10 protein-coding genes, 1 tRNA gene and 1 other RNA gene are annotated in these 15,486 nt (G+C 70.1%); 4 read left to right on the forward strand and 8 right to left on the reverse strand.

The annotated features are described in order from the left end of the window. Positions 1 to 46: 46 nt before the first annotated feature. Both Sm713_RS27455 and ffs read right to left on the reverse strand, forming a co-directional pair. A complete protein-coding gene (locus tag Sm713_RS27455) occupies positions 47 to 2,737 on the reverse strand; it encodes a DNA polymerase III subunit gamma and tau (RefSeq protein ID WP_212912735.1) in 2,691 nt (896 codons plus the stop codon). 63 nt (positions 2,738 to 2,800) lie between these two features. Next, an RNA gene (gene ffs, locus Sm713_RS27460) (signal recognition particle sRNA small type) lies at positions 2,801 to 2,899 on the reverse strand. A gap of 72 nt (positions 2,900 to 2,971) precedes the next feature. On the opposite strand from ffs, the gene Sm713_RS27465 reads away from it, so the two are divergent. From Sm713_RS27465 to Sm713_RS27475, 3 genes are all read left to right on the forward strand, one after another. Next, positions 2,972 to 3,059, forward strand: a tRNA-Ser gene (locus Sm713_RS27465). 1,589 nt (positions 3,060 to 4,648) lie between these two features. After that, on the forward strand, positions 4,649 to 6,124 hold the full coding sequence (locus Sm713_RS27470; protein WP_212912736.1) for an ATP-binding protein: 1,476 nt from the start codon (positions 4,649 to 4,651) through the stop codon (positions 6,122 to 6,124). 678 nt (positions 6,125 to 6,802) lie between these two features. After that, a complete protein-coding gene (locus tag Sm713_RS27475) occupies positions 6,803 to 8,320 on the forward strand; it encodes a restriction endonuclease (protein WP_249416726.1) in 1,518 nt (505 codons plus the stop codon). A 458-nt stretch (positions 8,321 to 8,778) separates the two neighbouring features. On the opposite strand, the gene Sm713_RS27480 is transcribed toward Sm713_RS27475, so the two are convergent. Further along, positions 8,779 to 10,110, reverse strand: a complete 1,332-nt coding sequence (locus tag Sm713_RS27480; protein ID WP_249416727.1) for a helicase-associated domain-containing protein — start codon at positions 10,108 to 10,110, stop codon at positions 8,779 to 8,781. A 39-nt stretch (positions 10,111 to 10,149) separates the two neighbouring features. After that, positions 10,150 to 10,872, reverse strand: coding sequence for a hypothetical protein (locus tag Sm713_RS27485; protein ID WP_212915156.1), 723 nt, complete (start codon positions 10,870 to 10,872; stop codon positions 10,150 to 10,152). 30 nt (positions 10,873 to 10,902) lie between these two features. Here Sm713_RS27485 and Sm713_RS27490 point away from each other — a divergent pair, with 30 nt between their 5' ends. Then, entirely contained in the window at positions 10,903 to 11,991 is a 1,089-nt protein-coding gene (locus Sm713_RS27490) for a plasmid pRiA4b ORF-3 family protein (protein WP_249416728.1), read from the forward strand. Positions 11,992 to 12,277: 286 nt separating this feature from the next. Here the strand turns inward: Sm713_RS27490 and Sm713_RS27495 are convergent, their stop codons facing one another. The 4 genes from Sm713_RS27495 to Sm713_RS27510 all read right to left on the reverse strand — a co-directional run bounded on the left by Sm713_RS27495 (position 12,278) and on the right by Sm713_RS27510 (position 15,367). Continuing rightward, positions 12,278 to 13,051 carry a DUF5995 family protein gene (locus Sm713_RS27495; protein ID WP_212912737.1) on the reverse strand — a complete coding sequence of 258 codons (774 nt, stop codon included), beginning with the start codon at positions 13,049 to 13,051 and terminating at the stop codon, positions 12,278 to 12,280. A gap of 242 nt (positions 13,052 to 13,293) precedes the next feature. Continuing rightward, on the reverse strand, positions 13,294 to 14,061 hold the full coding sequence (locus Sm713_RS27500) for an SAM-dependent methyltransferase (RefSeq protein WP_212912738.1): 768 nt from the start codon (positions 14,059 to 14,061) through the stop codon (positions 13,294 to 13,296). Between the two features lie 206 nt (positions 14,062 to 14,267). Then, on the reverse strand, positions 14,268 to 14,642 hold the full coding sequence (locus tag Sm713_RS27505) for a transcriptional regulator (RefSeq protein ID WP_212912739.1): 375 nt from the start codon (positions 14,640 to 14,642) through the stop codon (positions 14,268 to 14,270). After that, the gene (locus Sm713_RS27510) at positions 14,639 to 15,367 is read right to left on the reverse strand and encodes a hypothetical protein (protein ID WP_212912740.1); all 729 of its coding nucleotides are present in this window, start codon (positions 15,365 to 15,367) and stop codon (positions 14,639 to 14,641) included. Before Sm713_RS27510 ends, Sm713_RS27505 begins: the two co-directional genes overlap by 4 nt. Positions 15,368 to 15,486 lie beyond the last annotated feature (119 nt).

Genomic DNA, 15,486 nt, shown 5'->3' on the forward strand with positions numbered 1-15,486 from the left:
CCGCAGTTGCGGGCTGACCGCGGCTGCCGCGGTGCCCGCCGGCTGCTCACTCGGTGGCGTACTCCTCCAGGACGGTGGCTCCGAGTTCCCGGACGATCAGGTCGTGGCTGGAGAGCGCGGACTCGTCGAGGTCGGGGTCGTCGTCCTCCGGGATGTCGTCCTCGGGAGAGATCGGCGCAGGAGTCCCCGGATCGGCGGACCAGGACGGGGCGGGCTCGGCGGCGCCGGCGCTCGCGGGGCGCGAGGGACCCGACGGGCTCGCGCCGCCCGACGGTCTGGACTGGCCGTTCGACGACCGGGGTGACCCCGGGGACGTACCGGAGTCGGAACCGGACGAGTATCCCCCGGACGCACCTGGACCTGCCCCGGGCCCCTGCCCCTCAGCTCCCGGTGCGGATCCGGGGCCGGGTCGCGCGGGGCCCGGCCGGGACGGTGGCGCGGGCTGCGCGGGGGCCCGGCCGCCCTGGGGACCACCGGGGCCGCCCATGCCGCCGGGCGGCGCGGACCCGCCCGAGGGGTCGACGATCGCCTCGATGTTCCACTGCACCCCGAACTGCTCCGCCAGCGCCTGCCGCAGTACGTCCTCGCTGCCGCTGCCGGCGAAGTTGTCCCGCGCACCGGCATTGACGAACCCGATCTGGAGGGTCGTGCCGTCGAAGCCCGCGACGTGGGCGTTCTGGCTGAGCAGGATCCAGGTGAAGCGGCGGCGGTTCTTCACCGCCTCCAGGATGTTCGGCCAGAGCACGCGGGGGTCGAGCCCGCCGCCCCCGCCACCGGACGGCGGGGAACCCTGCGCGCCCCCGGCCGGGGCGCCGCTCCCGGAACCTCCCGCCGACCTGCTCCCCCAGCCGGACGCCTCCGCCGCACCGGACGTGGAACTGGACGCGGAGCCGGACGGGGCACCCGCCGGCCGCGCGCCGCCTCCCGTGGAGGCCGCGGTGGGCCAGCCGCCGGGCCGCCGGGCCGGGGTGTCGGAACCACCCGCGCCCTGGCCTGCGGCGGCGCCGCCCGCGCCTTCCGCACCGGCACCGGAACCCGTACCGGACCCCGTACCGGAACCCCCCGCACCGCCGGGGCCGGACCCGCCGTCGGTCCGCTTAGCAGTCGCCTCGGGCCACGCGCCGGGGCCGCCCCGGCCGGAACCGGAACCGGCTGCCGGATCGCCCTCACCCTGGCCGCCCGCACCGGACCCACCGGCCTCACCACCGCCCCCGGCCTGCGCCGCACCGCCCGCGCCACGATCACTCCCGGGAGCGCCGGCACCGGCCGTCTCGGGGGCACCGGTGGCACCGGTGGCACCAGCCGCCCCAGGAGCACCGCCCGCACCGGCCCGCGCGGCGGCACGAGCGGCAGAGGCCCCGCCACCCGCGGCCGGGCCGCCCCCGCCGGGGCCACCGGCCCCGCTACCTGCACCGGGACCTCCGCCGGCACCGGAACCAGGACCGCCGATCGCGCCGGAACCCCCCTGCCCCACCCCCGGCCCGTGGGCGTCGGACTCGGGTACGTACCCCATGGCGGGATACCCACCGCCCCCGGGACCCCCCGAACCCCCCGGACCGCCGTGCATGACCTGCACCTGCACGCCGCGCTCGACCCGGTCGAGCCGGGCCAGCACGGACCGCTCGTCGTCGTAGGCCGCGGGCAGCAGCACGCGCGCGCAGATCAGCTCGAGCTGGAGCCGGGGTGCGGTGGCGCCGCGCATCTCGGTGAGGCCCTCGTTGACGAGGTCGGCGGCCCGGCTGAGCTCGGCGGCGCCGAAGGAACCGGCCTGGGCCTGCATCCGCTCGACGACGTCGGCGGGCGCGTCGATGAGCCCCTTCTCCGCGGCGTCCGGCACGGCGGCGAGGATCACCAGGTCCCTGAGCCGCTCCAGGAGGTCGGCGACGAACCGCCGGGGGTCGTTCCCGGCCTCGACGACGCGGTCGACGACCTCGAAGGCGGCCGCCCCGTCGCCGGTGGCGAACGCCTCCACGACGGAGTCCAGCAGGGAGCCGTCCGTATACCCCAGCAGACCGGTGGCCATGGCATACGTCACGCCGTCCTCGGCGGCGCCGGCCAGCAGCTGGTCCATCACGGACATGGAGTCCCGCACGGACCCGGCCCCGGCCCGCACGACCAGCGGAAGCACACCGTCCGCGACGGGGATCTTCTCCCGGCCGCACACATCGGCGAGGTAGTCACGCAGGGTGCCGGGCGGTACGAGGCGGAACGGGTAGTGATGCGTACGCGACCGGATGGTGCCGATGACCTTCTCGGGCTCGGTCGTGGCGAAGATGAACTTGAGGTGCTCCGGCGGCTCCTCGACGACCTTCAGCAGGGCGTTGAACCCGGCCGAGGTCACCATGTGCGCCTCGTCGATGATGTAGATCTTGTACCGGCTGGCCGCCGGCCCGAAGAAGGCCTTTTCGCGCAGGTCGCGGGCGTCGTCCACGCCTCCGTGGGACGCGGCGTCGATCTCGATGACGTCGATGGACCCGGGTCCGTTCCGCGCGAGGTCCAGGCAGGAGCGGCACTCGCCGCACGGGGTCGGCGTGGGCCCCTGCTCGCAGTTCAGGCAGCGGGCCAGGATCCGCGCGCTGGTCGTCTTCCCGCAGCCGCGCGGCCCGCTGAACAGGTACGCGTGGTTGACCCGGTTGTTCCGCAGGGCCTGCTGCAACGGGTCAGTAACATGCTCCTGCCCGATGACCTCGGCAAACGACTCCGGGCGATAGCGGCGGTACAGCGCAAGAGACGACACGCCTACGAGGTTAATGCCGCCCACCGACAACGCCCCGGCCCCGGCACACCCCGTCGCTCCGGACACACAAGCGCCCCTCACGCACCCGCCAGAGCCAACCTACCCTTGCTGCCTTCCGGCCCTGGGGGAGTTCAGTCAGATAGCGCCACGTGAGGGGCTGCCCTCACAGTACCCGATAGAGGGCCCTGCGAACGAGTTCGCTAGCACTCCAGCCCGTCATGTAATGTCTCCGTCGGAGGATTCGCCTAGAGGCCTAGGGCGCACGCTTGGAAAGCGTGTTGGGGGCAACCCCTCACGAGTTCGAATCTCGTATCCTCCGCCATTGCTTGAACAGGCGAAATGAAGGGCCGGACCACGATCGTGGTTCGGCCCTTCGGCTTACGCTCGCTACCTTCACATGTCCCATTACGGCCATGTCATCCAGCGGTTGGCCCGTCACCCTGTAGACAATGCAGCCCACACAAGACGCCGACGCCCGCCAGGCGGATCCCGCGCCCGTGTCGAACTCGCGGATCACAGGAGGTGGATCGCGAGGCGTCAGCAGCGGCGACCGCGTTCGCGGCCCATGCCCTCTCAGTCCTGTCGGCCTACTCCGCGACCCCTCCCGCCCGGCTGAAGTCCGGCGGGATCAGTGCGCGTGAACTGGCCCGGATCGGCAAAGCCGTCCAGCCGGCGACCCCGTCGTGCGCCTCACCCTGGAGACTGCGCACGCTGCCGGACTCCTGGCACAGGACGGCGATCGCGTGGTACCCACCGATGCGTACGGCGCCTGGGAGGAACAGGAACCTCCGGAACCGTTCGCCGTCCTGCTTCGGGCATGGCGCACCGTGCCACTCGCCCCACCCCGGGCTCGCCACGAGGACGGCAAGGCACTCCCGCCCTCGCGAGCGCACCGCCCTGCGACAGCTGCGTGCAGGCCCGCCACGGGCTTCTGGCCGCAGCCGCCCAGCTCCCGGTGAGGCAGTGCCTCAGGGGCTCCTCGGATCTGGTGCCCCTGATTGCCTGGCGCCTCCCGCTCGCCAACGCGCTGCCCCAAGACGGAACGCCGTTCGCGACCGTGATCCGTGAGGCCGAATTCTCGGCGTGCTCGCCCACGGCGTCCGATAACATGCAAGGACTGAGCGCAATGTGCCGACGGCTGCCGCCGGGCCACCGCGGCGGCCCGGATCGGCGCCGACCTCACCACCGTCGTCACCCCGCGTCGTCACCGGCATCCCCTCGGCTCGGCTAGCCGCGCTTCTGAACTCCGCTGCCTACCCGGAGACCATCGGCACGGCGTCGGTATGGCGTTTCAGCGCCAGCAGCATCCGCCGGGCCCTGGCCGCCACCCCGCGGACGCCCCCTCCCGGTTTCGCTCAAGCGCGGGCACCCACCCGAACCGGCGCCGGTCGACGGAGGATTGCCCTTCGCCACGGACGCCGAAGAGACGAGCACAGCCGCGGACACCGAGGAGGTCATCACAAGCTGCGCGAAACGACTGTCGTACAGCGATGCCCGCCAACTTGTCCGTGCCATCGACGGCGGTCAGCCCATCACCGTCGAGTACGTCGCCGCCTCTGGCAACCGAACGGTGCGCGCCGTTAGCCGCTGGCGCTCGACCTGCCTTACCTGGAAGCCTGGTGTCACCTGCGGGACGCCGAACGCGTCTTCACGCTCTCCCGTACCCATGGCGTCATGCCGAAGTAGCGCGCACGCGTGAGACGCGCGTTGCGCGCCCCTGTGGCTCCTCACGCTTCCGGACACTTCCGGACCAGCGACACTCCGGCACCGAGACCGTGGGCCCCACGAATGTCCCGAGCCAGCCCCTGTGGGCGGCGTACCCCGACTGGACAACCAAGATCGCACTCGGCACGACCGGCTTTATAGGGATACAGTTTACAGAACCGTGCCCCTATAAGCGAGGACCAGCGCGTGGACAAGCCTCCCGAGATGTTCGACCGCGACTACGAGTGGTCGGCACTGACCCGCTTCATCACCGACCCGCAACCAGGCGCCACGCTCGGAGTGGTCTCCGGTCGCCGCCGACAGGGCAAGACGTTCTTGCTCGACGCCGCATGCCGGGCCGCCGGAGGCTTCTATTTCGGCGCGACCGAGGCCGCGGACGCCGAGTCCCTACGCCGCTTCAGCACCGCACTGACCAACCACGCCCGCCCTGCCAGTCCCTACCACTTCGCCAACTGGGCGGAAGCCGTGGACGCCCTCCTCGCCCTCGGCTCCGAGCGCCCGGTGCCCGTCGTGATCGACGAATTTCCCTACCTTGCCAGGGCCAACCCCGAGCTCCCCTCCGTGATCCAGGAGGCATTTCGTCCACTGCGCGACCAGCGAACGGCTTCCCGCTCCCGGCTGCTCCTGTGTGGCTCAGCCCTGTCCTTCATGGGCAGGCTGCTCTCCGGCAACGCCCCACTGCGCGGCCGGGCCGGACTCGAACTGATCGTCCGCCCCCTCGACCACCGCCTCGCCGCCGAATTCTGGGACATCACCGACCCCCGTCTGGCGCTGAAGGTCAACGCGACCGTCGGCGGCACCCCCGCCTACCGCCGCGAATTCGCCCGCGGCGACACCCCGAGTGGTCCGGACGACTTCGATGACTGGGTCGCCCGCACCGTCCTCAATCCCGAGACGCCGCTGTTCCGTGAGGCGCGGTACCTGTTGGCGGAGGAGCCCGACCTGCGCGACACGGCCCTGTACCTGTCGGTCCTTGCCGCGGTGGCCGACGGCAACGCCACGCGCGGCGGAATGGCCGGCTACCTGGAGCGTAAGGCCAACGACATCGCCCATCCCATCAACGTCCTCGAAGACGCCGGACTCCTGCACCGCGACGCCGACGCCTTTCGCGAGAACCGGCCGACCTACCGCATCGCCGAACCGCTGATCGCCTTCTACCACACGATCATGCGTCCGGTCTGGGACCAGCTCGAACGCCCCGGCAGCGCCGCCCGCGTCTGGCAGGCCAGCCGCCGCCGCTTCACCAGCAATGTTCTGGGCCCCCACTTCGAACAGGTCTGCCGCGACTGGGCACTCCACCATGCTGACCCCGACCTCCTCGGGGGCCTGCCGGCCCGCGTCGGACACGGCGTCGTCCACGACCCAAAAGCCCGCACGGGTCACGAGATCGACGTGGCGGTCATCGGCATCGCCGACGGCACCAAGCCGCCCCTGCTCGCCATCGGCGAAGCCAAGTGGAACGACACCATCGGCATCGCTCACATCGAACGTCTCCAGCGCATTCGCGACCTCATCACCCTGGCCGGACGCTACGACACCACCCACACCCGGCTCATCTGCTTCAGCGGGGCAGGCTTCAACGACAAGGCAGTGGCGGCCGCCGCAAACGCGGGGCCCGGAATCGTCCTCGTCGGTCTGTCCACGCTCTACGGCCAGACCTGAGGCGCTCGGGAACATGCTGTGTCGCCCGGACGTGGTTGCAGTTCTGTTTGCACCGCCGTACGCCACCACCCCCCCACCACCACGCGAGGCGCCTTCGCGATCGTGGCGGGGTTCTCCGTGATGTCTCATCCGTCGCTGTTCGGACAGGTTGACCGTACCGGCACGGCTGCCCCAGGTTCCCTGAACCACGGTGTCACGCGCCATTCAGAGTTGGAAAGGGCGTTGGGGGCTCCGTCGCTGGACTACTGGAAGCACTAGCCGTGTTCCTCGTCGGCTTGCCAGACGGCGTACCGGGCTTGCCCCTGCTCGGCCCTGGTCGCAGCCGGCGAGGATCAGGGGCTCGGCCACAGCGTGCAGTGGCCGAGCGAACGGACCAAGGCTCATCGGGTCTCCTCCTCGCGCCTCAGAACTCCACGTCCGGCAGGTTGATCGGCAGCGCGGGGGTGGTGCCCTGCCTTGTCGGCGATAGACCCGCCCCTGGGCCAAGGCCGGCTGCACCTCGGTTACGGCACCCTCCTGGCGGTGGCCGTTCCCCATCAGTTGAGAACCCCCGTGGTCAAGAGCCATGCGCCGGAAGCACGCCAGTTCGGACTTGACGTCGGGCGCTTGTACCTGCCGGTTGCCCGTTGGCCGGGCTGGGCAGATCTGAGGGCGAGCACGAGCGTCGGGAGGGGAACCGTGGCACGAAAGAAGTCGCTGGCCGGGCAGTTACTGAAGGCGTACCAGGACTCGAAGAAGGCCAAGGCCGCCGAGCAGAAGCGGTTGGAGCAAGAACAGGCCCGACGTGCGCGGGCCGCCGAGCAGGCTCGGACCCGCGAGGAGCGGGCCCGAGCGCAACAGGAGCGGGAGCAGGCACGGGAGTGGGAGCGGGCACGGAAGGAGAAGGAACGGAAGGACACGGAGCGAGCGCGCAAGGCCGCGCAGATCGAACGCGAACTGGAGAAACGCCAGACCGCCAAGAGACAGGCCGAGGAACGTCGCAAACGGGACGACGCCAAGGCCAAGGCCACCGCCGAGCGGCAGGCGAAACTGGCGCGCACCGAAGCGCTGAAGGCCGAGGCAGCCGACCGCACAACGCAGGTTCAGGAGCGGATCGAGTCCCTTGAAGCGGTCCTCCTGCAGAGGCCGGCGGGTCTGTACGGTCACCGGACGGCCGTGGAGGACGCCTTCAACAGCAGCGGATCGGACGGCTTGGTCGAAGCGATCGGACGAGCCCTGGCGGATCTGCCCGATCCAGAGGGCTTGCGGGGTGAGTGGCGTGCCGTGTTCGCGCCCGAGACACGAGAACTGGTCGTAGAGACGGACCTTCCGGGGCAGGAGGTCGTGCCCGCGGTCGCGCAGTTCCGCTTCAAGGCCACCGCACCGGCCGCAGTCGTCCCTCAGCCCAGAAAAGAGGCGGAGGTCAAGCAGCAGTACTCACGGCTCGTCGCTCGCCTGGCGCTGCGCGCCATCAACGAGGTGCTGGCCGCCAGCCCGCCGTCGCTCGTCGATATCGTCGCCTTCAACGGCCATGTCCGGAGCAAGGACCGGGCCACCGGGAAGGCCATTCGTCCCTGCCTGGTCAGCGTACGCAGCAGTCGTGATGACTTCGAGGACCTGGTGCTGGACGAACCCGCACTCGACCCGGTCCAATGTCTGCGCCACCTCAACGCCATCGTCTCCCAGCACCCCTACGACCTCGAACCGGTCCGCCCCGTCGTTACGTTCGACCTCAGCAAGTACAAGTTCGCCCCTGAAGTGGACGTCGTGGCCGGGCTCGACAGCAGGCCGGACTTGATGGCGCTGGATCCCATCGAGTTCGAGCACCTCATCCGTCGCCTCTTCGAGGCGTACGGCATGAAGGCGTGGGTCACCCAGGCATCGCGAGACGACGGGATCGACGCCGTCGCGACGAACGAGGATCCGATGACGGGCGGCCTGTGCATCATCCAGGCCAAGCGCACCAAGAACACCGTTCCGGCGGAAGCCGTCCGCGCGCTGGCCGGCGTCATGCACGACAAAGCCGCCGCGAAAGGCATCCTCGTTACCACCGCGTGGTTCGGAAAGACCAGCCTGGACTTCGCCCATCGGACCGGCCGCATGCAGCTCATCGACGGCCGCGGGCTCAAAGCCCTGCTCCAGGAACAGCTCGGTATCGACGCCCTCATCGGGCTTCCTAAGGTTCCGCCCGGCTGGGTTCCGGAAGACCTCAAGTGAGGAGCGCTCCGTCGAACCGGCCTCGGTCCGTCACCTGAGCGGCGGGCCCCGTCACTACGCGGCGCCCGCACCCCGACGGGGTTGCAGTTCGGGTTGCATTCAGCCACGTCCAAGCCCGTTCACCACACCCTAACGAGCGCGCCCAGCCGCAGGTCAGGACGCCTGCGAACCCATGCGAACCTGCTCACGAACAGGTGGAAAGCGTGTTGGGGGCAACCCCTCACGAGTTCGAATCTCGTATCCTCCGCTGCCGCCTGAACAGTCGAAACAAAGTCTCGGACCGCAGCTCGTGGTCCGACACTTGGCGTGCCCTGGTCTCGGTTTTGGTCTCATTCATTCCTGGCATTCAATACATTTCAGGCATGGGTGAATGCGCCCTTTGCCGGCGATCAGAGGTTACGCAACGAGTGCGCCCCGGCCCTGGCCCGAGATCCCCCGAAGCGGCTCTCCTCGTGCCATCAACCCAGCGGATAGCCCAGGGCCAGGGCAGCCTTGCGGAACGCCGGCAGACGGTCGGGGGCGACGGCGAGGTGGCGTTCGCCGATTCGGGTACACAGCACGCGCAGGCGGCGATCGCTGATGATCAGGGCTGCCAGTGCCTCGTCCGCGCACTCGATGAGATGGGTCTGCCCTGTGTCCCGGAGCCGGCCGGTGCGGCGGCCGGCGTCGTCGAGCAGGGTGGCGACGGTCTGGGGTACGGGGTGCGTGGCTGCCTGGTTCAGGTAGCCACGGAGCTCGTCGAGGGTGTGCCCTCGGTCAAGGGCGTCCAGGAGAGAAGCGGTGGTGAGTGTCCAGACCCGGCCCGTTTTCCGGTCGCAGAAGGCGTCCAGGAGGAGGGTTTCGGCGGATGGCAGCCCGTCGAGGGCGACGATGTCGAAGTTCGCCAGGACGGTGATCGTGCCCGTCGGGACGGCCGAGGCGGGGACCTGGCCAGGGACGTAGTCGCCCGTGAGGCCGACGGCGTGGGCGCCCAGGGGGTTGAGGCGGAGCGCGGACAGGCCGTCGTAGCGGCTGAGCTGGTCGAGGTAGTCGCCACCCCAGTTGTCCCGGTAGTCATCGCGGGCGCCCGCCGGGGAGACGTACTCGATGTCGATGAGGCCGAGCGTGGCGGCGTACTCGAAGAGCACCGCCAGGGTGTAACGGCCCTGGAGGAGGGGCCAGCCGTGGTGGCCGTCGTAGCCGAGGCTGCCGTACTGCGGATCCTCCAGGTACAGCTTCCACAGGGCGCGTTCACTGCGGTGGACGACTGGATCAAGACCGGCCGCGCGCATATCCGTGAACAGGCCGTCAACGGGCATCCACTCACCCGGGGTGAGACCGGCCAGCGCCTGGCCGACGAGCTTGCGGCGCGGTTTGGCGGCGGTCAGGACGTTCGCCGAGCGTTGGCCCTTGATCTCCTCGACGCGGGAGAACTCGTCCAGGATGCTGTTGTTCAGCCAGCGCTGCCACAGCTGAGGAATGGCCAGGTGCGGCGGCCGGGTCAGCGCCGCCCGTCCGCGCGTGGTCGGCACCAGCCGACCGCCGGTGAGCTGGGCGAGGCCGCCTGCCTGGAGCAGCATCGGCCAGGCGTAGGCGGCGATGGCCTCGTGCGGATAGAAGTCGCCGCCGTCCAGGACCTCGGCGACCGCCGAGACGGTGGCGGTGCCGGGGCGGCGGGTCTTTTCGCTGCACCGCAGCTTCCCTGTCATGCACAGGCGCAGCACCGCCAGCAGGTTGGCCTGCGCCTCGTGCTCGGTGTGCCGGACCCGTGGAGCGCCGATGGGCTCCTGCTGCTGCTCGGCCGGTATCACTGCTCGCGTTTCCCTCTTCGTGCCGCTCGCGTCACGTTCCTACAGATGGGCAACGTAATCGTAGTTGCCCGTGCCGCAGGTGCGTTCGAGGATCTGGACCACGGTGCGCGTGTCGTCGTAGGGGCCGGGGAAGTAGAACGGCCTGCCTTCCCGGCCGAAGCCGATGACGGGCCGGTCGCCGGGCGGGACACCCAGGTGCACCGCGGCGTCGGCGAAGCCGTCCGCGGGCTCGAAGCCAAGACCGCGGGCGTAGGCGAGGGCATCGTGCACGATCGTCTGTGCCTGCGCCACGCCGATCGGCAGCGGCCGGTGATCGAAGGCCGAGTAGTACTTCGATACGTACGCGGTCAGGGATCCGGACCCCATCACCTCGGGGTCGGTGACGTTCTTGACTCCCAGGCAGTACACGTCCACCAGGAACCCGGTGACGGTCACCCTGCTGGCACGTTCCTGGCGGGCGAGGAGAATCTGGGCGAAGCCGCCCGTGCCCGAGTCCGGCTCCTGGCCGAGGGGGTCGGCCGCCGCCCAGTCGGGGGCCTCGGCCATGTCCAGTCCCGCGCTCCAGCCCGCGTTGACCCAGCAGCCCACCACCGGCCGCTCATCCGGCGCGATATTCACCTGTGCCGCCTCGGCGACCCGTCTGACCAGCGCGGTGGCCTGGGCCGGGCGGAGCCCCAGCGCCTTCGCGATCTGCTTCGGCGCGCTGCCGCGCTCCCTCATCTCCCGGACCCGGGCCAGCAGTTCCTCGTCGCGCGTTGCCACCGTCACAGTCTGCCACTTCCATGTCGCCCCATGCGAAGCACAGGGAACGCCGGCGCCAGGACCGTCGAGCAGGTGCGAGCGCTGGTCGGTTGGGTCGGCACGGGCCGGAAACTGACCCAGACCGGCCGTGTGACACTTACCGACGCGCGGGCACTGGTGGAGGCTCTGGACACCGGCGACCGGATGGACCCGGTGATCGGGGACGGTACGTTCAAGACGAAGTCCAGCGAGGAGCTGTACCACCTCACCCTGCTGGTCGAGTGGGCGAAGGCGGCACGACTGCTGCGGACCTCGGGCGGGCGCCTGCTGCCAGTCAAGAACAACGCCAAGCTGCTGGACCACCCCGACGAACTGCGTGGCGCCCTGTTCGCCGCGCTGCCGCGCATCGGCCCGGCCATGACGGTCTCCGGCTGGCTGGAGTCCCTGTTCACGCACGAGTACGACCGGGGCCTGCGGGTGTTGCTGCAGCAGTTGTACGCGGCCATCACCCCGGTGCCGCTCAGTGACCTGTACGAGGTGGTGTGGCATGCGGTCAGCCGGCTGTACCTGGTCGACGACCTGTCCCCCGACCGCCTCCGGCATGTGCGTGCCGCAGGCGACCACGACGTCCAACGGGTCCTCAAGGCCATGACCTCCTTGGGCACCGTCCTCCTCACCGAGGACACCGCCGAACTGACGGCGGACGGACGCACCGAGACAGCCCGGACGCGCGGCGGGCCCGGCCCCGGCGACGCGGTGCTGCGGGTCCGCGTCGAACTCGCCGACGTGGACGATCCGCGGGTTTGGCGGCAACTGCTGGTGCCCGCCTCCATCCACTTGGACCGGCTTCACTCCGTGATCCAGGACGCGATGGGCTGGCAGAACTGCCATATGCACGCGTTCACCATCGACGGCGTCCGGTACGGCCGCCCCGACGGCGAACTCGACTTCCGCGACGAGCGGACCGCCACGCTCGCCGCCCTGCTCAAACCGGGCGCTCACTTCGTGTACACGTACGACTTCGGGGACTCTGGGAGCACCTCATCACCGTGGAACAGGTCCAGCAAGCCTCAGCCGGGCGCACCTGCCCGCGCCCTCCCTGGCGCGCGAATGCCAATGGCGCGTACGGCCTCGAAGTGATCATTCGTCAGCATGCTGACTTTATGGGGATGTCGTGCGCATTCCAGGGCCACGTACGCGAACACCGAGTAAACATTCGGTTATACGGGTCGCGTGGCGGGCCGGATCCCGACCACCTGCACGCATGGCGTGAACTCGCAGGCCACTTTCGGACGTACGACCTTCACGCACGACGGTGTTGTCCCCGACTTCGGGAACGCCAAAGAGGCTGCGGCCTTCCCACGTGGAGCTCGGTGGTCATGAAGCCGGAGACGATGAGCCCAGTCCGCCGGGCTCACCCCCTGCCCTACCGAGCGGAGAGTTGCTCCATGGCGTTGTCCAGGTGGGCGATGACGGCCGGCACGTCATCGCTCTCGGTGCGTCGAATCAGCTGGAGGGCAGGGCGGGCGACACCGCCCGGTCGCGCGATCAACCGGGCGAGCACGGCCGCCCGGACGTCGAGGCGCTCGATGGTGGCCTCGCGCTGCTCCTCGTTCTGGCCGGCGAGCAGGACGGCGTTGTACCAGGCCTCCTCGCGGGACTGGCGGACGCTGAAGTCGAGGATCTGCTCGTCGGTGCGCGCTCCGACCTGGTCCAGCAGCGACAGGAGCGGCGACAGGGCGCCGACCGAGTCCTCCACCGCCAGCACCACCCGGGCCAGGATGTCGTTGATCAGCAGAAAGTCGCGCCGCAACGTGTGGATGGCCTCGCCCGGGCTGGTTCGTGCGGCGGCGATGGCCAGGTCGAGGTTGATGTGTGCGTTCACGCCGAGGATCAGGTGCTGGACGATGATGGCGTCGGCGTCGTCGAGCAGCCCGAACGCCTCGCGCCAGCAACGCGGCGGGCTCTGGTCGCGACGCCAGGCGTCGTACGCCTCGAAGTAGCGGTTGCCGAAGTGCGTGTCGAAACGGTCCATTCGAGCGCCGTCGTCGAACTGCCCGCCGTGAATGGCCGTGCGGACCTCGACGGTCACCTGCCGGTACAGCGCCGCGAAGTACCCGACCCGGTCACCGGCGCGGCCCGCCTCCCGCACGATCCCGGCAAGCCCGTCCACGACGTCGTCGATGTTCTCTGCCGCCATGCCCGACTCCCCCTTGCGGCTCCTGGTTCCTGGTTCGGCGCGCCCCCCTGGCTGCCGCCCCCAGTGCCGTTCCGGGCCCTTCCTACCACCGCACGCCGGGGAGGGCTCCCGTCCGTCAGGAACCGGTTGCCGCCATGAGACCGGACGTCGCGGGACATCAGCGGGGCCCGGCCCCAGGCTCTCGCCGCGGCCGGGGCCGGAAAGGGCGTGCCTCGCGTCACCACACGTTCACGCCGCCCGGTTCACCGGACGCGGGCCACCCCCACGTACATGGCGCTGACCTCGTACTCGGGCGCGGGAGTGTCCTTGTACCACTCGGGAGCCGTGACGAGGCCGGGGTCCACGAGGTCCAGGCCGTCGAAGAACGGCTCCACCTCCGCGCGGGAGCGGAAGCGCGAGGGGATGCTGCTCCCGTAGGTGTTGTTCTCGCGCTCCTCCGGGAAGGAGTCCATGCTGCCGTGCGACAACACCAGCAAGCTTCCGGCCGGCAGGGCTCCGACAAGGGTACGGACGATGCCGTAGGGGTCCTGCTCGTCGAGGACGAAGTGCAGCAGCGCGACCAGCGAGAGAGCGATCGGCCGGTCGAAGTCCAGGAAAGTCCTGGCGTGTTCGAGGATCTTCTCCGGCTCGCGGGCGTCGGCCTGGATGTAGTCGGTGGCCCCCTCCGGAGCGCTCTTGAGCAGCACCTGGGCGTGGCGCAGCACGAGGGGGTCGTTGTCCGCGTACACGACCCGGGCCGCCGGGTTGATCGCCTGTACGACCTGGTGGAGGTTGGGCTCGGTGGGGATCCCGGTGCCGATGTCGAGGTACTGGTCGATGCCGCCGCGGGCGGCCCAGGCGACAGCGCGGTGCATGAACGCGCGGTTCACGCGTGCCGCGTCGCGATACAGGCTCGGTATCCGCTCGCCGAGTTCGCTGTCGACCTCGTAGTGGTCCTTGCCGCCGAGCAGGTAGTCGTAGACGCGTGCCGGGTGCGGCCTGCTGGTGTCGACCTGGGGGTTCGGGCTCATCGGGCTACTCCGGCGAAGGTCGTGGAGGGCTGGGCGCCGGCGGGAACAGGTGCGGCGCATCCGAGCAGGGACGGGAGCACAGCTACCCCGCAGTCAGTTCGTCCACCGGTGCGGTAGTGAGTCTGCCATAGCAAACCTTCCAGGAAGCAGGGGGGATTTGGCCCCCGGAGAGCGGTGGCGGCAGGCTCGCGGGACGCCGGCGGTGATCATGTAGTGGCCGGGCCGGGCGCGGGGCGGGGAGTCTCCAGGCGGATGACGAGCGCGCGCAGGGCGCGGAGTTCGGCGTTCAGTGCCTGCGCGCCTTCGCGGGTGAGAGCAATCCAGGTGCGGGGCCGCCGACCGGCGTAGCCCTTCTCCACGGTGATCAGATCCGAGTCCTCCAGCACCTTCAGGTGCCGGGAGAGATTGCCGTCGGTGAGGGCCAGTTGCTTCTTCAGGAAGCCGAACTCGACTCGATCGGCTTCTCGGGCGATGGTGAGAATGCCGAGCCGGACACGCTGATGGACGGTGTCGTCCAGCGACCGGGTCGGGTGGAGTCCTTGCGGTTCGTCCGGCGCAGCGGTCGAGTCCTCGACGCTCATGGAGCGACCGTACCCGCATCAGTGGCGCCGGGTGTTGCCCGATGACGGGCCGCGGCCCTCTCGGCCAGGCCGGCGAGGAGCAGGATGGCGGCGAGAAGGAGCGCTTTGACCTGCGGTCCGTCGGTCCAGCCGGGGTGTGCGGGGTGCTGCCAGGGAAGCCAGCCGGTGCCCCAGGAGGCCCCCAGGTAGCCGGTGAGCAGCAGGGCGTGGGAGGTGCCGGCGGCTGCGGCGATCCAGCTGCGTTCGGCGATTCCGAGGGCGAGGAGTCCGATGCCGACGACGTACCACGGGGAGGCGTATCTGTTCTCCAGCAGTTCGGCCTCCCACGACTGGCCGCTGGCGAGCAACAGGGCCATCAACGCCGCAGTGATCGCCGCGGTGGCCATTGCGGTCGTGCGGAACCACGTGCCGCGCCGGGGAACGAACCCGCGAGCCTCGCCACGCAGCCGGTACCAGCGGGCGAAGGCGATCCACGCCAGGGGGAGGAGCACGAACCACACGCTCCAGGCCGTGAAGCGCAGGACGGCGCCGTCGAACTCGCCCCGCAGACAGGGGGTGCCCGGTTCGTGGACGACGCACAGGCCCGTCAGCTCGGCGTAGGCGAAAGCGGGGTAGGACCCTATGTAGCGGCCGTGGGCTCCGAAATTGAAGGCGTACCGGGCAATCGGAGCGGCTGCCAGCGCGAGAAGACCGAAGCCGAGAAGCGGGACCCACGAGCCGTTCATCTGCGCGCGAGTCCTGGCCCGCAGACCTTCCGTCGCCGCCAACAGGCCGGCCGCGTCCGGCCCCTGCTCGCATCCCGCACTACTCAGTGACGGTGGCCCCACCTTGTCCCCCTGTGGTC

This window comes from Streptomyces sp. TS71-3, from assembly GCF_018327685.1.
In the GTDB taxonomy this organism is placed as follows: domain Bacteria; phylum Actinomycetota; class Actinomycetes; order Streptomycetales; family Streptomycetaceae; genus Streptomyces.

What these genes read in the sequence shown, in the direction of transcription:
- Sm713_RS27495 (WP_212912737.1), bottom strand. Translation starts at nt 13,051, where the DNA reads ATGGCGGCAGAGAACATCGACGACGTCGTGGACGGGCTTGCCGGGATC.
- Sm713_RS27505 (WP_212912739.1), bottom strand. Translation starts at nt 14,642, where the DNA reads ATGAGCGTCGAGGACTCGACCGCTGCGCCGGACGAACCGCAAGGACTC.
- Sm713_RS27490 (WP_249416728.1), top strand. Translation starts at nt 10,903, where the DNA reads ATGCGAAGCACAGGGAACGCCGGCGCCAGGACCGTCGAGCAGGTGCGA.
- Sm713_RS27500 (WP_212912738.1), bottom strand. Translation starts at nt 14,061, where the DNA reads ATGAGCCCGAACCCCCAGGTCGACACCAGCAGGCCGCACCCGGCACGC.
- Sm713_RS27510 (WP_212912740.1), bottom strand. Translation starts at nt 15,367, where the DNA reads ATGAACGGCTCGTGGGTCCCGCTTCTCGGCTTCGGTCTTCTCGCGCTG.